Below are 20932 nucleotides of genomic sequence, written 5' to 3' on the forward strand. Positions count from 1 at the left end.
GACAGAATATATAAAAAACAAAACCATCAAAAATAAATCTTGATGGTTTTGTTTTATTTAAAAAATTCAATCTGAAAATTATTATTTCGCAGGCTGAGTATTGTATGTTTCGATTTCGAAAATTAGAGTAGCGTTTGGCGGAATTACACCACCAGCACCTTTTTCTCCGTAGGCTAAATTTGAAGGAAGAAAGAAAATTGCTTTTTCTCCATCAGTCATCATGTCCAAAGCTTCGATAAAACCAGGAATCATTCCGTCTTTTTTACCTACTGTAAAAGGAAAAGCCTGATATCCTTTCTGCGCATCTCTGTTTGCATCATATTTACCATATGCTTTTGCTACAGCAGGAATACTGCTGTCAAAAAGATTTCCGTCTTCAAAGTAACCTGCATAATGAAAATAAATAGTAGATCCTTCAGCAGATTTTACTCCAGTTCCTTTTTGTGTAATTACATATTTTAGACCAGAAGCTGTTGCCGTTGCTTTTGCTTTTGTTGCTGCAAAATACGCTGCTTTTGCAGTCACGACTTTCTGTCCTTCGGCCTTTTTAGCTTCATCTTTTTTAGCATCGTCACCAATAACTTTTACAGCATCAAATTTCTTTGCTGCTGCACCTTTGCGTGTAATGGTGATTTTTTTCATTACATCATCCTGAACAATTTTATTAACGACATCCATTCCAGAAACTACGTGTCCAAAAATCGTGTGTTTTCCGTTTAACCACGGAGTGTCTTTGTGTGTAATAAAAAATTGGCTTCCGTTTGTTGCTGGACCTGAATTTGCCATTGCTAAAACACCGCCTTTTTCAAATTTTAAATCATCAACAAATTCATCTTTAAAAGAATATCCCGGTCCTCCAGAACCATTACCGTCTGGATCTCCACCCTGAATCATAAAATCATTGATTACTCTATGAAATTTTAATCCGTCATAAAACGGTTTCCCTTTAAGTCTGTCCACTTTTACATTAGGATTTTTACCTTCTGCCAAAGAGATAAAATTCGCAACCGTTACCGGAGCTTTTACATATTCTAAAGACAATACAATATCTCCTTTTGTTGTTGAGATAGTAGCAAAAATTCCATCAGTAGGATTTGTAACTGCTTTTGCAGCTGTTTTTGTTACCGCTGCCTTTGGTTTTGCAGCAGGTTTTTTGGTTGATTGTGCCTGAATGTTCACTACAGCCAAACAAAATAAGAATAGAAATTTAAATTTCATCGTGTTTCTAATTTAAGTCTAAACAAATAATCTTTATAAACTATTGTTGTTTTTCTAATAATTGAATTTCGAAAATAATATTAGCATTTGGCGGAATCACACCACCAGCTCCCGTTTCTCCGTAAGCCAAGTGAGAAGGGATAAAAAGAATTGCTTTGTCTCCAAATGACAATTGCTCAATTCCTTCTATAAATCCAGGGATTAATCCATCTTTTTTTCCTGCCTGAAAAGGAATCGGCTGATATGCATTTGCAGCAGCTCTTTGTTCGTCATATTTTCCAAAAGCTTTAGCAACATCTGCAATGCTGGTGTCAAACAATGTTCCATTTTCAAGAAATCCTGCGTAATGAATGTATACTTGAGTTCCCGCAGCAGGCTTTTTACCATTACCTTTTTCTGTAATTAAAAATTCTAAACCGCTGTTTGTTTTAGTAACTTTTGGCTTTACAGAAGCATAGTACTCAACTTTTTCTTTTTGAACATCAGCATATTTGCCTTGTTCTTTTGCGATGTCTGCAAAATAATCATGAAATACTTTAACAGCATCAAACTTTTTCGCAGCTTCACCATTTCTGATAATAGTTACTTTAGTAATGTTATCTCCTTGAATAACCTTGTTTACTACTTCCATTCCTTTTTCGACAACATGGCCAAAAATCGTATGTTTTCCTTCTAACCAAGGTGTTTCTACATGCGTAATAAAAAACTGGCTGCTGTTTGTTCCAGGTCCGTTATTTGCCATTGCTAAAACACCGCCTTTGTCAAATTTCAAATCAGAAAACTCATCTTTAAATTTGTATCCTGTATCTCCCGAACCAGTTCCTAACGGATCACCGCTTTGAATCATGAAATTCTCAATAACTCTATGAAATTTTAATCCATCATAGAATGGTTTGTTTTTTAGGTTTTCCTGAGTTACAAATTCATTTTTGCCTTCTGCTAAAGTTACAAAATTAGCCACTGTAATAGGTGCTTTTTTGTAATCTAGTTCAACAATAACATGTCCTTTATTAGTTTCAATATCTGCATACAGACCATCTGGTAAATTACTGTGTTCGTCTTTACAAGAATAAAATGAGGTAACGGCTAGTAGTAATAATAAAATACTCTTTTTCATTTTCTTTAAATGTTTTTTTTTAAGGGTTTATCGTGTCTTTTTTAGTTTGAGCTGCAGGTTTTGGGGCTGTAGGTCTTGCTATTGTTTTTGGAGTTTGTTCTGTTGTTGCAGTGGCCGCAACGGGAGTTGCTTGAGATTCGTCTGGAACAAAATTACGGAGTGTTACACTACAGATTAAGGATTCATTAGTTCCAATTTTTTTATTGTCTCCATGATATCCGTAAGCAATATGCGACGGGAATAAGAATGTTACAGTTTCGTTCTTGTGCATCATTTTGATACCATCACGCAATCCCATCATGATATCTTGTTTGTCTACATAATACGTCTGCGGACCAAGATCTGCTTCTGAGTAAATGATTTTACCTTTAATATCCTTTACTTCCAGATTGTAGTAAGCGATATCACCTTTTTTTGGTGTAGCAAGATCTGTTGTGTTTTTTTCCTCATAATAAAGCCAATATCCTTTTCTGGTCGCGTAATATTTTATTTTCGGATTGCTCTTAATGATTTTCTTAATAACATCTTCTTCGCTGGCTACTAGTTTTTTGTTTCGGTCGGCCGATTTTTTCATAAACGTTCCTGAAGTTCTAGAGATAGGTCTTCTAGCATCTTCATGTTGTTTACATCCAGCCAATAAAACAGAAAAAAGCAGGGCGTAAATGCTTAGTTTTAGGTAGTTCATTTGGGGTTATATTTTTAGTTTAGTTACTAAATCTTCAAATTTTTTCACCGTTTCTTCCATCGAAGTTTCAGATCTTCCGCCGGCTGCGTTACTGTGTCCGCCTCCGTTAAAGTGATCTCTGGAGAATTGATTTACATCAAATCCGCCTTGAGAACGAAATGAAATTTTGATGATTTTCTCGTCTTTATTTTCTATAAAAATAGCAGTAAAAACAATACCTTTTATACTTAAACCATAATTTACAATTCCTTCTGTATCTCCTTTTATATAATCAAAGGAGTCTAATTCGGCTTGGGTTAAAGTGGTGTAAGAAGTTTTATGTGCTTCAAAAACTTTCATATTCTGCAAAGCGCGTCCAAGTAATTGAAGACGGCTGTAAGAACTATTGTCAAATAATAAAACTGGAATCTGCGTATTTTCAACACCCAAATCAATTAATTCAGCAATAATTCGGTGCGTATTTCCTGTTGTTCCGGGAAAACGAAACGAACCCGAATCGGTCAAAATTCCAGTGTAAATACAAGTAGCAATAGTTTTGTCAATATCTTCTTTTTTGTTTAAAAAAGAAATAAAGTTGTAGATCATTTCACATGTCGATCCAAATGAGGTGTCAGAATAGGTATACGCGGCATAATCATCTGGTTTTTGGTGATGATCAATCATAATAAACGGAGCAGTCAGCTTGGCTAAAGTATGTTCCATCTCGCCTGTACGATGAAAAGCATTAAAATCAAGAGTAAAAATTAACTCAGCTTCTTCTAATATTCTGGTGCAGTTTTCGGTGTCTTTTTCAAATACTTTTACTGTTTCAGAACCCGGAAGCCAGGCTAAAAAATCAGGAAAATCATTAGGTGCAATCACCGTTGGCTGATGATTGTTTTTTAATAAAAAATGGTATAAACCCAGCGTAGAACCCATGGCATCACCATCTGGGCCTCTATGCGGAATAATCGCGATTTTTTTTGGGCTTGCAAGGAGCTGTTGTATCGCTTGAATGTCTTGTATTTTCATAGTGTGCGAATTTACATTTTTTTAATGTAATGTTGAAATCATTTTACAGATTAACACACTTTTAGGGAATTGGGTTTGAGTTATGAGTTTGTGAATTGGATTTGGCATTCTACATTGACATTAAACTTTAAACTTTAAAAATTTGGAATTTATTCTTTGGTACAATTTAAATTTGGCTCCTTTGACAATCTGCGATTTATAAATTCCTACCGAACCAGAAGAAAAATAGGCAATTGTACAGGCAATTGCGATGAAAATTCCGGGTTGAACGCCAAATAATTCCATTCCCATAATAGTACAGGCGATAGGAGTGTGGGTTGCGCCAGAAAATACAGCTACAAATCCTAAACCTGCCAAAAATCCAATAGGAAGTGGGACAATTAAATATAATGCGCTTCCTAAAGTTGCGCCTACAAAAAACAAAGGCGTAACCTCTCCTCCTTTAAAACCTGCTCCTAAAGTAAATCCTGTAAATAAAATTTTCAGCAGAAAATCATACCAAGGATTGGGTGTCCAAAAAGATTCAGCAATAACAGGAACTCCCAAACCAGAGAATTTTGTAAGTCCAAAACCAGCAAAAGCTATGGCTAGAATTATTCCGCCAATAACAGGACGAAGTGGTGGATATTTGATAGTTTTTGAAAAAATAAAAGTCCAAAAATGAGTGCTTCTGGCAAAAAGCATAGAAGCTAAACCAAATATTATTCCTAAGATTACAACCCATTCAATACTCTCAATTGAAATTTCCGGAACTTCAGAAATGTAATATTGTCTGTGTTCTACCTGCCAAAATTCAACTGTGAAATAAGCTGCGTAGGCCACTAAAAAAGAAAGAAATATACTTTTGAAATTGATTTTACTAAAATATAAAACTTCTAAAGCAAAAACTGCTCCTGCTAAAGGTGTTCCAAAAACCGATGCAAAACCTGCACTGATTCCAAGAATAATTAAAATTTTACGTTCTGAATTGTCAAGTTTAAAAATCTTGGTGAATTGATCGGCAATTGCGCCTCCCATTTGTACTGCTGTACCTTCGCGTCCTGCAGAACCTCCAAAAAGATGCGTAAGTAATGTTCCTAAAAGAACTAATGGAGCCATTTTAAATGGAATGACTTTTTGAGGATTTTCATATTCTTCGAGTAGCAAATTGTTCCCTTTTACAACAGAATCTCCCCAATAATAATAACTCAAACCGATTAAAAGTCCGCCGAAAGGCAAAAACCATATAATCCATTCGTGCTGTATTCTAAATTGTGTAACCCACTCTAAAGAAACAAGAAAAAATGCAGATGCTGAACCTGAAAAAATGCCTATCAAAATGCAAATGAGAATCCATTTGAAAATTGTCAGTGCTATTTGCTTCGGGTTTTGAAAAGCCATTAATTATTTTGTGATTTTTATCAGCCACGAATTTCACGAATTTTCACGAATTAATAAGGGTTTTAATTGAAGAATAAAGAAGAAATGTTTTTTATTCTTTTAATCTGTTGTAAAAAAAACATTATTAGTTGAAATTCGTGCAATTCGCGGCGAAAAATATTACTGTATAACAGCTGTAAATTCAATTTCAACTAAATATTCAGGAGCAACCAATTTACTTATTTCATAAAACCCCGTTGTAGGTTTTACATCTTTAAAAAAAGCAGCATGTGCTTTTGCAACTTCCTCAAAAGAATTAATATCTGTGGTAAATATTCGTGTTCTGATGACATCTTTTATTCCAACATTCAAATCTTCCAGAACTTTTTCAACGCGTTCAATTATATTATAAGTCTGCGCATAAGCATCATCGGCTTTAACTTTTTCGCCGTCAACAATTGCAACAGTTCCAGATACTTCGATAATATTGCCAATTCTTACAGCACGGCAGTATCCCATTTTGTCTTCCCACGGTGATCCTGTTAAGATATTTTCTCTTTTCATTTTATGAGTTTTTAGAATTCTTTCTTTGTGGTTTAAAGAAATAATTCAGGTTAATTAATGCGCTGCAATTTATAAAATAAGCCGGTCAAAAAGAATTTTTATAGTTTGAAATCACACTGCGAATCTTTCTTTTTTGTGATATTTTAGAAATAAATTTTACGCTTTATTTGATTTACAGCTCCTCATAAATTCGAAGTTTATTTTGTGTATTGGTTAAATGCTGTTGTAAAACTTCAATTTTATTCAACAGATGATATATGGCGTCAATTCCTTCCAGATTAATATTGAGATCGTAGTGCATACGCATCATTTTCTCAATTTCCGGCAGTTGTTCCGGCTGTACATATTCGTCATTTTCTTCTATAATAATTTCAACCAAACCATAATTATGAAGCTCTTTTATAAAAGTATTTTCAATTTCGTGATACAGACAAAATTGTTTTATTTGGATTAAATTCTTGTTACTCATGATTTCTAATTTTAGATAATTCTGTAAACAATTCTTTTTCTTTTTCAGATAATCTGGTTGGAATTTTTAGATTGTATGTCACGTATAAATCCCCAAATTGATTGTCTTTTTTATAAATAGGAAAGCCTTTTCCTTTTAGTTTGACCTTTGTTCCTGTTTGAGTTTCGGCCGCAACTTTTATTTTTACTTTTCCGTCAAATGTATTGATGCTGATTTCTCCGCCTAAAACTGCTGTATAAAGATCCAGATCAATAGTAGAGTGCAGATTATTTCCTTCTCTTTTAAAGTCAGAATTATTAGAGATTAAAAAAGTGATATACAAGTCGCCGTTTGGCCCGCTATTTACCCCGTTACCGCCATGTCCCGGAATTTTTATTATCTGGCCGTTTTCAACTCCTGCCGGAATTGTGATTCTTATGTTTTTGCCATTTACAGTCAAGCTTTGTTTGTGGGTTGTGTAAGCCGAAGCTAAATCCATTTGTAATTCTGCATTAAAATCCTGTCCTCTGTATTTAGATTGACCTCTGCTGCCTTGAGCCGATCCGTACATAGAGTTGAAGAAATCTGAGAAATCACTTCCTGAAAAATCGCCGCCAAAACCAGAAAAATCCTGCCCGCTTTGCTGTTTTGAATATTGCTGCTGATTTGGGTCGTAACCAGATTTTTCAAATTCGTCTGCATGTTTCCAGTCTTTTCCATACTTATCGTACTTTTTACGATTTTCTGAATTGCTCAAAACTTCGTTGGCTTCATTTATTTCCTTAAACTTTTTCTCAGCTTCTTTATCATTCGGATTTAAATCAGGATGATATTTTCGTGCTGCTTTTCGATAGGCTTTTTTTATCTCAGCTTCTGTGGCTGATTTATTGACATCTAAGGTTTTATAGTAATCGATATAGTCCATTGCTTTAGTTTTTATCAGGTAAAAAATAAAATATTGAAGTTAATGATAACTTATGTAATGTCAAATTAATTATACAATTTTTCATTTTAAATGTTTGATTTTAATAAAAACAGTAAAGTTTAATTATTTTTAAGTTAAATCTTACATTAAAGTAGGTTAGTTTAGTTAATTATTTTAAAATTACAAATATAAACTTACAAAAATTAACCTTTCAAATTTATAATTATGAGAAAATTATCTTTTTTAAAATCGACAATGAGTGTTATGGTTATATTGACTCTGTCAATGCTGTTCATTAATTGCAGTTCAAGTCATGATGATGATGTACCAACAAATAACAAAACTTTTAATCCGGCTGATTTTGCATTAACAATTACAAAGAAAGAAGTGACTGCAACTGTTGGTTTGAAGATTGTGTACGACTTAAAAAACACTTCTGCAAATTCCTACAATGACTATACCCAAGGTTCTTATTCGATTAAATTTACAATTAAAAGTACTGATGGTGTTATATATCAACAGGTTGATCACATTCCGTACATTGATGCAGGAGTAACTTATAGCGGTTTCACTTTTCTAGATTATAGTCCAACAAAGACATTAGATCTCACAACGCTTACCGCAGTCATCATTAAAGATAAATAGTGAAATATTTTATATTATTAATGGCAGACCGATTTGTTTATGACAAATCGGTTTTTTTATAAAATATTGGCAGGTTTTTTGATTTCCAAAAATTAGCCTAATATAGTGTTATAAAAGTCTTAAAGTAGAAGTGAGTAACTAAATTATGTTATTTTTGCTTTGTTACTTAATTATTCCAATTATAAAAGCCGATTCGATAAAACCTTTTCAATGAAGCACATTTTATTTTTCATATTATTTTTTACAGCTGTCTCAGTATCAGCTCAAACTGAGTTTGGTACTAAATATAAACCTATTCCGGCACCAAAATTTGGTGCAAAACCTAAGAAAACTCCAATTCCTGAAGTTAAAGATCCGCAGGCAGATAATCTGGATATGCCCGGTATAAAAACGCCAAATGTTTTTGAGAATAAGAGTATTACACCAAAATCTCAATTTCAGATAGGTGAACAAAAAAGTAAATTTAGTATGTCTACAGAAAATGACTTTGCTAACCCCGGAGATCGTTATGTAGATAAAATGGAAAAAGATCTGGATAAAGCCTTAAAAGAAGCGGGCTTAAAGGAAGGACGCGGCGAATTGGTAAAGAAAAATATTTCGCTGGGAGACTTTAAAACCAAATCTGAGTTTTTTGTTGTGAAGTTCCGGGACTTTGGAGCTATCGATGGAGATTTAGTAAAAGTTTCGTCTAATGATAAAGTTATTAAAAGTCAGATACTATTAGATTCTTATTTTCAGGAAGTAAAAATAAATCTTACAGAAGGTTTTAATAAATTAGATTTTGAAGCCTTAAATATTGGTTCCCTCGGAGGAAATACGGCCGAAATAAGAGTGTATGATGACAAAGGCACTCTGGTTACCAATGATTATTGGAATAATTTGGCAGCAGGTTTTAAAGCTTCGATTGTTGTTACCAAAGAGTGATTTTTAAAGATACTAAGCTAAAAGGTTCTAAAATGCTGAGAAAAAATGCAGCATTTTAGAACCTTTTTAGTTTGAAATTGAAACTAAATATTTTAAAAAAAAAATCTCTCAGAAACTTGGCAACTTAGAACCTTAGAGCCTTAATTCTAAAACGGATCAGCCGTAACCTTAAACTTCATATCTGCTTTTACAGTTACATCTTGAGTTAAAGTTTCTTTTATGGTAACTTGTGTTCTAATTTTATAGCTGTCTGCTTTAATATATTGATCCAGTTTTTTATCGGTGCAGATTAGATCAATTGTATTCATTGACGAATTGATATTCTCTTGATAAGCCAATTCTATTTCGTCAGAATTTGTTGTAGAAATGTATAAATGAACTGATTTTAAGAAAGTAAAAGTTTTTGCTTCCGGATTTTCAATCGTGAGTTTCAGCGATCGTAGTTTTACATCTTTTACTAAACTGGCTTTTGTTTTGTTGTTTTCAAATTCAGCGGAAGAATTTGTTGTCACGTCCGGTGTAATAATTTCAGTAGGCAGATTTACAGGAGAAGTACTTTTGATTTTTATTGAAGTCTGATTTGAAATATTAAAACTTAATAAATCATCTACAGCATCACAAGAGCTTACAGATACTGCTAAAAATAAAGACAAGGCAATTAATTTTGATTTCATAGTTATATTTATTGGGTTTTCTGTAGATACGAAAATTCAAGTTCTTTGGATTTTTTTTGATATTCAAAATTTTTTAAGTTGAAAAGGTTAAGAGAAAAGAAGTTAAAAATCAAATTATAAACCTCTGAACCTTTGTTGCTTTGAGTCTTTGAAACGTGAAAATCGGAAAGATGAAAAAAAAATATATTTTTTCATTGTTCCGATTTTTCAATTTCGAATATAAAAAGTATTTTTGCGCATGCAACACAACGTACTTATTTTAGATTTCGGATCGCAATATACACAGCTTATTGCGCGTAGAGTTCGCGAATTAAATATATTCTGCGAAATTTTTCCTTACAATCACTTCCCGAGTGATTTATCACCTTATAAAGCCGTAATTTTAGGAGGAAGCCCATTTTCTGTTCGTGCAGAAGATGCTCCACATCCTGATTTATCTCAAATTCGAGGCAAACTTCCAATGTTAGCAGTTTGTTACGGAGCACAATATTTAGCTCACTTTAGCGGTGGCGAAGTAGCAGCTTCAAACACAAGAGAATACGGAAGAGCGAATTTGTCTTATATTAAGGAGAATGAGGTTTTCTTTAATGGCGTTTCAGAAAACAGCCAGGTTTGGATGAGCCACAGTGATAGTATCAAAGCTTTGCCAACAAATGCTATAAAATTAGCAAGTACGCATGACGTAGAATATGCAGCTTACAAAATTGAAGGTGAAACAACTTATGCAATTCAATATCATCCAGAAGTTTTTCATTCTACTGACGGATCAAAAATGCTGGAAAACTTTTTAGTAAACATTGCCGAAGTTCCTCAAAACTTTACACCAAATGCTTTCGTAGAAGAAATGGTGGGAGAATTAAAAGAAAAATTAGGAAACGATAAAGTAGTTTTAGGACTTTCTGGCGGAGTAGATTCTACTGTTGCTGCAGTTTTATTGCACCAGGCAATTGGAAAGAACTTATACTGTATTTTTGTAAATAACGGTTTGCTTCGTAAAAACGAATTCCAAAACGTATTAGATCAATACAAAGGAATGGGATTGAATGTGAAAGGTGTAGATGCCGGAGATCGTTTTCTTTCTGAATTAGCCGGAATCAGTGATCCTGAAACCAAGCGTAAAACTATTGGTCGTGTATTTATTGAAGTTTTTGATGATGAATCACATTTAATCGAAGACGTAAAATGGCTGGCACAGGGAACTATTTATCCAGACGTAATTGAATCAGTTTCTGTAAAAGGACCATCTGCAACGATCAAATCGCACCATAATGTGGGTGGATTGCCAGATTATATGAAATTAAAAATTGTAGAACCACTTAGAATGTTGTTTAAAGACGAGGTTCGAAGAGTTGGGGCTACTTTAGGAATAGATCCTGAATTATTAGGAAGACACCCTTTTCCTGGACCAGGATTATCAATCAGAATTTTAGGAGATATTACTCCAGAAAAAGTACAAATTTTGCAAGATGTTGATGCCGTTTTTATTGACGGATTAAAATCTTGGGGATTATATGATAAAGTTTGGCAGGCTGGAGCAATTCTGCTTCCTGTAAATAGTGTTGGTGTGATGGGCGATGAGCGTACGTACGAAAAAGTAGTTGCGTTGAGAGCTGTAGAATCTACTGACGGTATGACTGCAGACTGGGTTCATTTACCTTATGATTTCTTGATGAAAGTTTCAAACGACATCATTAACAAGGTAAAAGGTGTGAATCGTGTTGTTTACGATATTAGTTCAAAACCACCTGCAACAATTGAGTGGGAATAGTACCATTTTTAAAATTAAGGTCTTACATTTGTAAGGCCTTAATTTTTTATAACCTACTATTTATGAGAGAACTTTTAATGATTTCTCTTGCCATTGTTTTGTCTTTTAACAAAATAACTGCGCAAGATTCAATAATTGAACATACAATTCAGAAAGGAGAAACCGCTTACTTTATTGCACAAAAATATAAGGTTTCTATTGATGAGATTTATAAACTCAACCCCGAATCTCAGAGCGGAATTAAAGACAATCAGATTATTAAGATTCCGGTTCATTCTTCAGAAAAAACAAAACAAAATCAAATTACACATATTGTTGGTGCCAAAGAAACTCTGTTTGGTCTTTCAAAGCAATATCATGTTTCTGTAGAAGCAATTCAGAATGCTAATCAGGAAATTTTGACTGGCGGACTTCAAATTGGTCAGGAATTGGTAATACCTCAAAAACCAGAAGCAGTTTTAAATTCCAAAATAACACATCAGGTTTTAGCAAAAGAATCTTTATTCAGTATTGCGAGACAGTATAATGTTTCGGTTCAGGATTTAGAAAATTTAAATAAAGAACTGCTTCAAAACGGATTACAGATTGGGCAGACTATTTCAATTCCCAACAAACGAAAAACGCTTGACGGCAGAGTTCGAGTGATCAATCAGGAAACTATTTTTCATGTGGTTGAACCTAAAGAGACCAAATTTTCTATTGCTAAGAAATACGGAATATCAATCGATCAGTTAGAATCTCAGAATCCTGAAATTGTAAACGGATTAATTGTCGGTAATAAATTAGCCATCAATACAAAAGAAATAAAACCAGCAAACGAGAACGAGGAGTTAATGCTGGCTCTTGCCGAAAAGCAAGTTGTGGTTGAAAAAACAAAAGCCAAAACCGTTGAAATTGATGATTTGAAAGACCGCTTAGTGATTCAGAGAGAAATGAATCAGAAGATTATAAAAATTAATGATCTGAAAGTGAATCTAAATGACATGAATGGTTCTAAAGAAAATTCTGTTGAAAAATTAAGATTGGTTTTAGAAGCCAATAAAAATGTTCAGGATATTTTAATGGCAAAATTAGATTCGTTGGTCAATACGATGAATAATGATTTAGTAGAATTGAAGCGAATGGATGTTTTGAATGTTGATGAATCGAGACGTTTGGAAAAACATTCTTACGAAAGCATCGGAAAAACCAGTGAGTTGTCTTCGCAGCTAAAAAAAGAATTGGCAGAAAACCGAAAAGCTTATGCTGGTTTAATGAACAAAGTAGAAAAAATCGCCGTTGAGGAAAATCAGGAATACAAAAAGAAACTCCGCGAAAGCGAAAAAAATAAAAATGTCACTTCGCTGCAGCAACGCCTTTCGCTTGACGAAATAAAACGATATAAAATAGAGCAGGAGCAAGGTGATACGCAAAATCTGCTTTTAATTGCAAAAATCGATTCGCTCGATAATCAGAAAAAAATCGAAGTAAAAAGACAAATTAGTAAAGCCTCTTATTATAGTATGGAAGCCAGAAAATTTGATGATAAACTGGCTTTGGTGAAATTGAAAAAATATCAGGATGAAGCAGTTAAAAATCAGAATAAAGCAGAAGTTTCAAAAATAGTTTCCTTAGAAGAGATGAAACGTGAGCTGAAAGAAAATCCGCTGCGAAGTGATAAAGTAGTAAAGGTTGAAGTTTTTGATAATCTTAAAGAAGTTTCAAATGGCTATTACTTAGTTTTAGGTATATTTACAGACGCGGAATTAAGAGATAAGCTGATAATGAAACTTATTGATTCTGGTGATTTTAACGCTAGCTTCTTTTTTAATGTAAACAGTCTTTCTTATTATGTTTATTCAGAAAGGTTCCAAAATATGGAAGAAGTTTTATATCAATGCAAGAAAAAAGAAGAAGATGAGTTATATAAAAACGTTATTATTGCTAAGGCAGAGATTGATCTTAGATAATATTTAGTACAAAATTAACTAGTGGCTCGAATCTTGTGTTAGGGAAATTAGTAAATTGTTTTTTAATTAGAAATTAAATTGTTTTAAGCCTTATTATGAAATATTATTCAACATTATTGTCTTTAGTTTTTTTTGTTACCTGTAATGCTTTTTCGCAGGAGAAAGTTGTAAAATACAAGGTTTCAAGCGGGGAAACAATTAGTCAGATTGCCGTAAAGTTTAAGATTACGCCTCACGATATTTATGAATTAAATCCGGATGCAAGAGCAGGATTAACTCCAAACGCCGTATTGCTGATTCCAACAAAAGATGCAAAAGCAAATGCAGAAACAGCAAAATCTACAGCCGGAGGAAAAGAAATAATTCATGAAGTACAACCAAAAGAAACCTTTTATAGTATTGAGAAAAAATATGGTATTTCTGATGAAGCTTTAAAAGCAGCCAATCCTTTTTTGGAAAAAAATGGTGTTCAAATCGGACAGAAATTAGTTATTCCGGCAAAAGGTGCAGCGCCTAAAAAAATCGCAGCCGAAAAAACGACAAAAGAAAAAGGCCCGGAGAAATATGTTTATCACGATGTTCAGGCAAAAGAAACAAAGTATTCGATCGCAAAACAGTATAATACTACAATTGAAGATTTAGAAAAGCGTAACCCGGAAATTGTTTCCAGTCTTCCTGTTGGTTACCGATTGACTATAAAGGGTACTGCACCCAAAACAGAAAATAATGTTTCGGCGGTGACCAATTCAGCCAAACCAGCCGAAGTTAAAAAACCGGCAGATAGTCCAAGAAAAGTAACTACTTATATGGATTATCAAGTAAAACCAAAGGAAACTTTTTACAGTTTAGGAAGAACATTTCATTTAACTCAGGAAGAATTAACCGAATTAAATCCGTCACTTGCTGAAGGGGTAAAAGAAGGAATGGTGTTAAAAGTTCCTTCTGGATATGTTGCGGCAGTTCCTATTGTAGCGCAGCAACAACCAGTTGAAAGAACTGCAGAAAAACCAATTGAAAAATCTGTAGAGAAAACAGCTGAAAAAATAGAAGACAGACCTTCTGGAGGCGGTATCAAAATTATCGGAACCGTAAAATCTGATGAAGCAGATCCTGAAGTTGTAGCTTTAACTAAAAAGAGAGGAGAAAACGACCGTAAAAAACTTGTTTTATTACTGCCTTTTAATTTGGCTAAAATGCAAAATGATACTACAAGTATCAGCACCAGAGTAAAAAATGACAAGTTTTTTAATATGACTCTTGATTTTTATTCAGGTGCTATGATGGCTATTGATTCGGCGAAGACATTAAAACTTCCTATTGATGTTTCTATTTATGATTCTCAGGAAACCAAAACAACATCAAATATTTCAGGATTAATTGCTCAAAATAAATTGCAGGATGCTCACGCTGTTATAGGTCCGTTTTATCAAAATAATGCAGAAGCTGCTGCAAATACACTTCGCTTGTATAATGTTCCAGTAATTTCTCCTTTGTCTAAAGATAAAGCAAATCCTATTGATAATTTATACCAGACAATACCTTCTAATGATGTAGTGAGAAATGCAATTTTTGACTATATGCGTTCTAAAAACGGAAATATTGTTGCAGTTGTTGATAAGAAAAAAGAGTCTGTTATAACCTACATCAAACAAAATCAAAAGGGAGTTGTTTTTGCAGCTTTAACAGAAACAGGAGGTATAGATGTTGCAAACCTAAAAAGTCTATTAATTCCAAATAGAATGAATTATGTGGTTATGGAAACGGCAAATACAGCCATGATTAAAACAATAATTAAGGCTTTGATCGATGCGCAGAAATCATGTCAGGTGCAGTTGGTAATTTTAGAGCCAAACAGTACATTAGATACAGATGAAATCAGCTATGAAAATTTAGTAAAATTAAAATTAATGTATCCATCGGTAACCCGTGACAGTGATGAACCAGGAGTTTTAATTTTTGAAAAACAATACCGACTAAAAAATAAAGTGAATCCTAATACTTATGCAACAAGAGGATTTGATGTAACTTTTGATACCATGATGCGTTTGGTTCAAGGTAAAACGTATCAGGAAACTACAGATTTAATGACAACACAACAGGTTGACAATAAATTTCAATATTACAAAAAAGAAGATGGCGGGCACGCCAATAAAGGTGTTTACATTTTATATTACGACACTGATTTAACTTTAAAAGAAGCAAACTAATGACATCCAAAGTAACCTATTTAGGCGATTTAAGAACAAAATCAATTCATGTGCAGTCAGGAAGTGAAATCATTTCTGATGCACCATTAGATAATAATGGAAAAGGCGAGGCTTTTTCTCCAACCGATACCGTTGCAAATGCTTTGGCAAGCTGTATGATGACAATTATGGGAATTAAAGCTCGTGATTTAGAGGCTGATTTTGTTGGTTCTACAGCAGAAGTAACAAAAATCATGAACGCAGAGCCAAGAAGAATTGGGACAATTGAAATTGTGTTTGAAATGAAAGGTGTTGCTGATGAAAAAAGCAGAACTATTTTAGAACGTGCAGCAATGACTTGTCCTGTATTTTTGAGTTTAAGCAGTGAAATTGAAAAGAAAATTACTTTCAACTGGAAGTAATGACTCCGGTAATAAATTTAAAGCCATTCCATAAAGGAATGGCTTTTGTTTTTATATCATTTTAAAATAAATCTCAAAAGTTAAAAAGTAAGATTATTCTTTCTGTTTGATAATTTTGTTTATCTTGCATATTATATGTTATTCTTTACTTAAAAATGAAAACTATCTTATTCTCTGCAATGTTAATTGTTTTATTACTAACTTCTTGTTTGGGGCGTAAAACACACAGATCATCTCAACCTAACAGTATATCTTGGGATTATTCATCAAAAAACTATTTTCCTGCATTTAATAGTGCCGTTAAGATTATAGAAAAAAATGAATCAGATGAAAAAAAAGAAGAAGCACTTTCGATTATAGAAGGTGCTTACTCAAAATATCTTGAAGAAGAAGAAACTACATTAGAATATCTTTTAAAAACTCAAAATGATAGAGATTATAGTCGTTTAAATCTGGAAAATAATGCGACAAAGAATATTTATAAAAGAAGTCTTAAACTAAAAGAAGATTATGACTATTTTCAAAGGCAACTTAAGAATATAGTTCCATTGCATTATGCAGGAAGAGAGTTGGTTTTTTCAAAAAAAAATTATTCAGAACTTATTGGAAAAACCAGAGACAAGTACAGTGATTTTTTATTTAGAGCAGCAAAAAGTCATACGGATGGCTTGGTAAATTCATTGTCATATGATGAAAAAAATGGTTATCAAGAAGCATATGATATTTATGTTATGATTCAGGACTTTGATAACACCTATAAAAAAGCCGAAGTTATAAAACTTAAAGATGAAGCGTATAAAAAAGGACAAAGTTATATTGCAATCCAGATTAATACTACATTAAAAGAATATAAGGATATCGAGAAAAATATACTCGCTGTTTTAGGTCTTGGAAGATGGATTACAATAGGAAAAGATGCTAAAGGAAAGTATGATGTTAATTTTACCATAGATATTACAGATGTAAACATTAATAAAGGAGATATACAAAGAACGGTTTATGATAAGGAAAAGGAAATCATCATTCAATAAAACCGGACAGATGAATCCAGAAGATTAGGATATTCCAGAGGCAGAATGATAAAAAGCCGGTTACAAATTATTGATTTACGCAAAGATATTACGATAAGAGGAACAGTAAAAGCAGTAGACAATTATACTAAAAAAACAAGTACTTCATTGCTGGAAGTTCCAGCTTTATTTACGTATTCTTATGCGCTTCAAGATGGAGATAAACGGGCAATCGATCCGGAATTGCTGCCTTTGCTGGAAAGAATACCTGCAGCACTTCCTACAGATTCTGAAATCTATACAATAGGAATTAAAAAATTTACAGAAAAACTTCAATCAACAATTATTCGCGAAGCTTTTAAAAATAATTAATTGTAAATAACGATGCCATCAATAAATATTTTGATGGCATTTTTGTTGTATCTGTAATTTTATTGTCTTTTATAATCTTCTGGAATGGAATTAGAATAGTCTGTACTTTCTTTTGACTATTTTCTTTTTTTCCTTTTTTAAGCAGTATCCGGGTAAATAAGTGTTTGTCGTAAACCAAAACTTCTAATAACTTCCTGTTATAATTCGGCACAATAATCTTTGGTTACTGCCAGATATTCTCCATTATGTTGCAATACAATATTTAGAACATTACTAAATTTTATTTATTTTTATTTATTTAGGGTTAGAACTAAATAATTCGTCAGCATTTGTAAAATATTTTTTTATAATTAGAAGTATTTGCTTTTTAAAAAAAATAACAAAAAATTTATGATCGAAATAAAATTAAATACAACTTATTGTATTACATTTGTATTGCAAAAAAAATGCAGTTTTTTGAAAAAAAAATGCATTTTGCTTTTAGGATTTGATCGATTGAAACGCAATATATAATAATCAAATCAAAATAATTAGCAAACGATGAGTCTGGAATTCAGCAAATGTCCATAAAACTCAATCAAGATTGCGTATTTTATGGTATTGCCAGCTTGCAAATATTTGTTCATAAAGCAGTCATAAATTATAGAAAGTGGTAAATCGAATAGGAAATTAAAAATAACTATATCATGTTAAAAAGTAAAATAGACAAAGCAACAGGCTTCGAAAAACGATTTGAAAACATTAATACAGTGGTTTTCGAAAATTCTGGTGAAGCTTCTAAAGCAGTTGCCCAGGAAATTGCAGCTTTAATTCAATCGAAACAAAAAAACAATCAGCCTTGTATTCTGGGTCTTGCCACTGGGTCTTCTCCAAAAGGATTATATGCAGAATTGGTACGTCTTCATAAAGAAGAAGGTTTGAGTTTTAAGAACGTAATCAGTTTTAATTTGGATGAATATTATCCAATGGAACCAAACTCAATCAACAGTTATGTTCGTTTTATGAAAGAGCTTTTGTTTGATCATGTTGATATTTTACCTGAAAATGCACATGTTCCGGACGGACTTTTAACAAAAGAACAAATCGCAGATTATTGTGCTGATTACGAAGCTAAGATTGAATCGCTTGGCGGGATAGATCTGCAGATTTTAGGTATTGGAGGAAACGGACATATTGGTTTTAATGAATCAGGTTCGCTGCAAAACTCTAAAACACGTTTGGTGGCTTTAGATCATATTACGAGAGTCGCTGCAAGTAAAGATTTTTCTGGATTGAGCAATACTCCAAGAACCGCGATTACACTTGGAGTGAAAAAAATCATGGAAGCGAAGCAGGTTATTTTGATGGCTTGGGGTGAAGGAAAATCAAATGTGATTAAGAAGTCTGTTGAAGATGAAGTTACAAACCAGATTCCTGCATCTTTTTTGCAGGAACATGACAATGCAGTTTTTGTTTTAGATAAAGAAGCTTCTTCAAAACTAACAAGAATCAATAGTCCTTGGCTGGTAGAAAAAGTAGTTTGGACTGATAAACTAACTCGAAAAGCAGTTTTAGGTTTGGCTCTTAAGCTTAAAAAAGCAATTTTGATGCTTACAGATGCAGATTATATCGAAAACGGAATGAGCGATTTATTGGCAGATTCTGGTCCGGCGTATGATATTAATATTAAGATATTCAATAAATTACAAAATACAATTACAGGCTGGCCTGGCGGAAAACCAAATGCAGATGATTCTAATCGTCCAGAAAGAGCAGAACCAGTTAGAAAACGTGTATTGATTTTTAGTCCCCATCCTGACGATGATATTATTAGTATGGGAGGAACTTTTATGCGTCTGCAAGAGCAGGGACATGAAGTGCATGTTGCTTATCAGACTTCAGGAAATATTGCAGTGGCAGATGACGAAGCGCTTCGTTTTGCAAGCTTTGTGATTGATTATAACGAAAAATTCGGAATTAAAAGCCCTGAAGCAGATGCAATTTACGAAAAAGCAGTTGACTTTTTGAAGAATAAAAAGAATAGTGAAATCGATATTCCAGAAGTTCGTTATATAAAAGGATTAATTAGAAAAGGTGAGGCAAGAGCAACAAGTCATTTTGTTGGTTTGTCAGACGATCAGATTCATTTTATGGAACTTCCGTTTTATGAAACTGGTACAATTGAGAAAAAACCAATCGGACCTGAAGATATTCAGCTGACCGTTGATTTAATAGAAAAAATTAAACCGCATCAAATTTACGCTGCCGGAGATTTGGCAGATCCACATGGAACACATAAAGTGTGTCTTGATGCTATTTTTGAAGCTGTAAAAATTTTAAAACCAAAATCATTTATGGATGACTGCTGGCTTTGGCTGTACCGCGGCGCTTGGCAGGAATGGGGAATTGACGAAGTAGAAATGGCTGTGCCAATGAGTCCGGATCAAGTTTTGGCGAAACGTCACGGAATTTTCAAACATCAATCTCAAAAAGACGGTGTTGTTTTTCAAGGAACAGATGCCAGAGAGTTTTGGCAGAGAGCAGAAGACAGGAATCATGAAACAGCAGCTTTATATCAGCAATTAGGTTTGGCGACTTATGCTGCGATGGAAGCTTTTGTGAGATGGCATTACTAAAAAGCTGCTATCCCGAAGCTTCGGGACTGAGCGGCTAAAACGCTAAGGTTTTGAAAGGTTCAAAGATTCTAGGGACAAAGGTTCAAAGTTCAAATCTGTGGAAATCTTTTTAAGCTGTGGCAAGAATAAAAGAAAAATAATAATAGCTTTGTAAGCAATTAGAAGCAAGAAGAAAGAATGAGTCTATATTCTTTTTTCTTGCTTCTTTTTCTTTAAATATGGAATCAGATAAAAAACTTCTTATAAAACTAGCTCATACCAAAATGCCTTTCGGGAAATACGAAGGACGCTTTTTAATTGATCTGCCCGAATATTATGTGGTGTGGTATCAAAATAAAGGTTTTCCAAAAGGAGAACTTGGACAGCAATTGCAATTAATTTACGAATTGAAATTAAACGGACTGGAAGAATTGATTCGTAATATTAAAAAACAGTATCCTAGGCCATAGTATTGAAAACTCTTAATTAATTGTTAATAACTTATACTTAATAAGTACTGACCGCATAGCTGTTTTTATATTTTTGTAAAAATTAACCTAAAAATATTTTAATGGAAAACAAATTACATTCTTCAAACGCAGGTCAGGGTATGGGAATTGCTGCTTTAGTATTAGGAATTATAGCAGTAATTACTGCATTTATTCCTTGCTTTGGTTTAATCGCAATACTTTTCGGAGTTCTAGCAATAGTTTTTGGAGCTATTGGTCTTTCTCAGGCAAAAAAAGAAAATGCTGCAACTACTTTACCTAAAGTAGGTTTAATACTAGGAGTTGTTGCAACTTGTTTTGTAATTCTCTGGATGGTGATTTTTGCAGGAGCGCTAGGATCTGCTGCATGGTCTCATAAAGATGATATCGAAAAAGCAATGGATTCAATAAATACAGAAGCTATCAAAGTTCAGGATTCTGTAGAAAACAGTGTTGAAATTAAAGCGGACACCGTAAAAGTTGAATAATCTGCAAAATAATTTTTTTTTGTGGTAAAAGAAGCTTCATATAAAATTGATTCTTATAAAAAGATAAATGTAATTTTTGCTCTAT

Annotated in this window: 20 protein-coding genes; 11 read left to right on the forward strand and 9 right to left on the reverse strand. The window is 33.2% G+C overall.

Annotation, left to right across the window (positions count from 1 at the left end):
• Nucleotides 1-81 precede the first annotated feature (81 nt).
• The 8 genes from B0A68_RS11810 to B0A68_RS11845 all read right to left on the reverse strand — a co-directional run bounded on the left by B0A68_RS11810 (nt 82) and on the right by B0A68_RS11845 (nt 7327).
• On the reverse strand, nt 82-1218 hold the full coding sequence (locus B0A68_RS11810) for a peptidylprolyl isomerase (RefSeq protein ID WP_035684065.1): 1137 nt from the start codon (nt 1216-1218) through the stop codon (nt 82-84).
• A 40-nt stretch (nt 1219-1258) separates the two neighbouring features.
• Nucleotides 1259-2335, reverse strand: coding sequence for a peptidylprolyl isomerase (locus B0A68_RS11815; RefSeq protein ID WP_035684063.1), 1077 nt, complete (start codon nt 2333-2335; stop codon nt 1259-1261).
• Between the two features lie 19 nt (nt 2336-2354).
• Complete coding sequence (gene gldI, locus B0A68_RS11820) at nt 2355-3020, reverse strand: gliding motility-associated peptidyl-prolyl isomerase GldI (protein ID WP_035684060.1); 666 nt, start codon at nt 3018-3020, stop codon at nt 2355-2357.
• A gap of 6 nt (nt 3021-3026) precedes the next feature.
• Nucleotides 3027-4031: a DHH family phosphoesterase gene (locus tag B0A68_RS11825; RefSeq protein ID WP_035684058.1), complete on the reverse strand. Its 1005-nt coding sequence runs from the start codon at nt 4029-4031 to the stop codon at nt 3027-3029.
• 120 nt (nt 4032-4151) lie between these two features.
• Nucleotides 4152-5411, reverse strand: coding sequence for a voltage-gated chloride channel family protein (locus B0A68_RS11830; protein ID WP_035684055.1), 1260 nt, complete (start codon nt 5409-5411; stop codon nt 4152-4154).
• A 159-nt stretch (nt 5412-5570) separates the two neighbouring features.
• Complete coding sequence (locus B0A68_RS11835; protein WP_035684053.1) at nt 5571-5954, reverse strand: RidA family protein; 384 nt, start codon at nt 5952-5954, stop codon at nt 5571-5573.
• Nucleotides 5955-6126: 172 nt separating this feature from the next.
• Entirely contained in the window at nt 6127-6423 is a 297-nt protein-coding gene (locus tag B0A68_RS11840; RefSeq protein ID WP_051892558.1) for a chaperone modulator CbpM, read from the reverse strand.
• A complete protein-coding gene (locus tag B0A68_RS11845) occupies nt 6416-7327 on the reverse strand; it encodes a DnaJ C-terminal domain-containing protein (RefSeq protein WP_035684047.1) in 912 nt (303 codons plus the stop codon). Before B0A68_RS11845 ends, B0A68_RS11840 begins: the two co-directional genes overlap by 8 nt.
• Nucleotides 7328-7552: 225 nt before the next feature.
• On the opposite strand from B0A68_RS11845, the gene B0A68_RS11850 reads away from it, so the two are divergent.
• Nucleotides 7553-7972 carry a hypothetical protein gene (locus tag B0A68_RS11850; RefSeq protein WP_035684045.1) on the forward strand — a complete coding sequence of 140 codons (420 nt, stop codon included), beginning with the start codon at nt 7553-7555 and terminating at the stop codon, nt 7970-7972.
• 210 nt (nt 7973-8182) lie between these two features.
• Nucleotides 8183-8896, forward strand: a complete 714-nt coding sequence (locus B0A68_RS11855) for a hypothetical protein (RefSeq protein ID WP_035684043.1) — start codon at nt 8183-8185, stop codon at nt 8894-8896.
• 146 nt (nt 8897-9042) lie between these two features.
• Here B0A68_RS11855 and B0A68_RS11860 read toward each other — a convergent pair whose 3' ends face one another.
• A complete protein-coding gene (locus B0A68_RS11860) occupies nt 9043-9570 on the reverse strand; it encodes a hypothetical protein (RefSeq protein WP_035684041.1) in 528 nt (175 codons plus the stop codon).
• 238 nt (nt 9571-9808) lie between these two features.
• On the opposite strand from B0A68_RS11860, the gene guaA reads away from it, so the two are divergent.
• The 9 genes from guaA (at nt 9809) to B0A68_RS11910 (ending at nt 20847) form a co-directional block, all read left to right on the forward strand.
• Nucleotides 9809-11338 carry a glutamine-hydrolyzing GMP synthase gene (gene guaA, locus B0A68_RS11865; protein WP_035684039.1) on the forward strand — a complete coding sequence of 510 codons (1530 nt, stop codon included), beginning with the start codon at nt 9809-9811 and terminating at the stop codon, nt 11336-11338.
• 62 nt (nt 11339-11400) lie between these two features.
• Nucleotides 11401-13287: a lytic transglycosylase gene (locus B0A68_RS11870; RefSeq protein WP_035684037.1), complete on the forward strand. Its 1887-nt coding sequence runs from the start codon at nt 11401-11403 to the stop codon at nt 13285-13287.
• 95 nt (nt 13288-13382) lie between these two features.
• Nucleotides 13383-15494 carry a PBP1 and LysM peptidoglycan-binding domain-containing protein gene (locus tag B0A68_RS11875; protein WP_035684035.1) on the forward strand — a complete coding sequence of 704 codons (2112 nt, stop codon included), beginning with the start codon at nt 13383-13385 and terminating at the stop codon, nt 15492-15494.
• Nucleotides 15494-15895, forward strand: a complete 402-nt coding sequence (locus B0A68_RS11880; protein ID WP_035684032.1) for an OsmC family protein — start codon at nt 15494-15496, stop codon at nt 15893-15895. The genes B0A68_RS11875 and B0A68_RS11880 overlap by 1 nt, the downstream gene beginning before the upstream one ends.
• A gap of 155 nt (nt 15896-16050) precedes the next feature.
• The gene (locus B0A68_RS11885) at nt 16051-16926 is read left to right on the forward strand and encodes a hypothetical protein (protein ID WP_035684029.1); all 876 of its coding nucleotides are present in this window, start codon (nt 16051-16053) and stop codon (nt 16924-16926) included.
• A gap of 45 nt (nt 16927-16971) precedes the next feature.
• Nucleotides 16972-17277, forward strand: coding sequence for a hypothetical protein (locus tag B0A68_RS11890; RefSeq protein WP_035684027.1), 306 nt, complete (start codon nt 16972-16974; stop codon nt 17275-17277).
• A gap of 686 nt (nt 17278-17963) precedes the next feature.
• On the forward strand, nt 17964-19892 hold the full coding sequence (nagB, locus tag B0A68_RS11900) for a glucosamine-6-phosphate deaminase (RefSeq protein ID WP_035684021.1): 1929 nt from the start codon (nt 17964-17966) through the stop codon (nt 19890-19892).
• 218 nt (nt 19893-20110) lie between these two features.
• Nucleotides 20111-20341: a DUF3820 family protein gene (locus tag B0A68_RS11905; protein ID WP_035684019.1), complete on the forward strand. Its 231-nt coding sequence runs from the start codon at nt 20111-20113 to the stop codon at nt 20339-20341.
• 101 nt (nt 20342-20442) lie between these two features.
• Entirely contained in the window at nt 20443-20847 is a 405-nt protein-coding gene (locus B0A68_RS11910) for a DUF4190 domain-containing protein (RefSeq protein ID WP_051892556.1), read from the forward strand.
• Nucleotides 20848-20932 lie beyond the last annotated feature (85 nt).

Origin of the sequence: Flavobacterium reichenbachii, from assembly GCF_002217435.1 — a bacterium.
GTDB lineage: Bacteria > Bacteroidota > Bacteroidia > Flavobacteriales > Flavobacteriaceae > Flavobacterium > Flavobacterium reichenbachii.

What these genes read in the sequence shown, in the direction of transcription:
- B0A68_RS11810 (WP_035684065.1), bottom strand. Translation starts at nt 1,218, where the DNA reads ATGAAATTTAAATTTCTATTCTTATTTTGTTTGGCTGTAGTGAACATT.
- B0A68_RS11815 (WP_035684063.1), bottom strand. Translation starts at nt 2,335, where the DNA reads ATGAAAAAGAGTATTTTATTATTACTACTAGCCGTTACCTCATTTTAT.
- gldI (WP_035684060.1), bottom strand. Translation starts at nt 3,020, where the DNA reads ATGAACTACCTAAAACTAAGCATTTACGCCCTGCTTTTTTCTGTTTTA.
- B0A68_RS11825 (WP_035684058.1), bottom strand. Translation starts at nt 4,031, where the DNA reads ATGAAAATACAAGACATTCAAGCGATACAACAGCTCCTTGCAAGCCCA.
- B0A68_RS11830 (WP_035684055.1), bottom strand. Translation starts at nt 5,411, where the DNA reads ATGGCTTTTCAAAACCCGAAGCAAATAGCACTGACAATTTTCAAATGG.
- B0A68_RS11835 (WP_035684053.1), bottom strand. Translation starts at nt 5,954, where the DNA reads ATGAAAAGAGAAAATATCTTAACAGGATCACCGTGGGAAGACAAAATG.
- B0A68_RS11840 (WP_051892558.1), bottom strand. Translation starts at nt 6,423, where the DNA reads ATGAGTAACAAGAATTTAATCCAAATAAAACAATTTTGTCTGTATCAC.
- B0A68_RS11845 (WP_035684047.1), bottom strand. Translation starts at nt 7,327, where the DNA reads ATGGACTATATCGATTACTATAAAACCTTAGATGTCAATAAATCAGCC.
- B0A68_RS11850 (WP_035684045.1), top strand. Translation starts at nt 7,553, where the DNA reads ATGAGAAAATTATCTTTTTTAAAATCGACAATGAGTGTTATGGTTATA.
- B0A68_RS11855 (WP_035684043.1), top strand. Translation starts at nt 8,183, where the DNA reads ATGAAGCACATTTTATTTTTCATATTATTTTTTACAGCTGTCTCAGTA.
- B0A68_RS11860 (WP_035684041.1), bottom strand. Translation starts at nt 9,570, where the DNA reads ATGAAATCAAAATTAATTGCCTTGTCTTTATTTTTAGCAGTATCTGTA.
- guaA (WP_035684039.1), top strand. Translation starts at nt 9,809, where the DNA reads ATGCAACACAACGTACTTATTTTAGATTTCGGATCGCAATATACACAG.
- B0A68_RS11870 (WP_035684037.1), top strand. Translation starts at nt 11,401, where the DNA reads ATGAGAGAACTTTTAATGATTTCTCTTGCCATTGTTTTGTCTTTTAAC.
- B0A68_RS11875 (WP_035684035.1), top strand. Translation starts at nt 13,383, where the DNA reads ATGAAATATTATTCAACATTATTGTCTTTAGTTTTTTTTGTTACCTGT.
- B0A68_RS11880 (WP_035684032.1), top strand. Translation starts at nt 15,494, where the DNA reads ATGACATCCAAAGTAACCTATTTAGGCGATTTAAGAACAAAATCAATT.
- B0A68_RS11885 (WP_035684029.1), top strand. Translation starts at nt 16,051, where the DNA reads ATGAAAACTATCTTATTCTCTGCAATGTTAATTGTTTTATTACTAACT.
- B0A68_RS11890 (WP_035684027.1), top strand. Translation starts at nt 16,972, where the DNA reads ATGATAAAAAGCCGGTTACAAATTATTGATTTACGCAAAGATATTACG.
- nagB (WP_035684021.1), top strand. Translation starts at nt 17,964, where the DNA reads ATGTTAAAAAGTAAAATAGACAAAGCAACAGGCTTCGAAAAACGATTT.
- B0A68_RS11905 (WP_035684019.1), top strand. Translation starts at nt 20,111, where the DNA reads ATGGAATCAGATAAAAAACTTCTTATAAAACTAGCTCATACCAAAATG.
- B0A68_RS11910 (WP_051892556.1), top strand. Translation starts at nt 20,443, where the DNA reads ATGGAAAACAAATTACATTCTTCAAACGCAGGTCAGGGTATGGGAATT.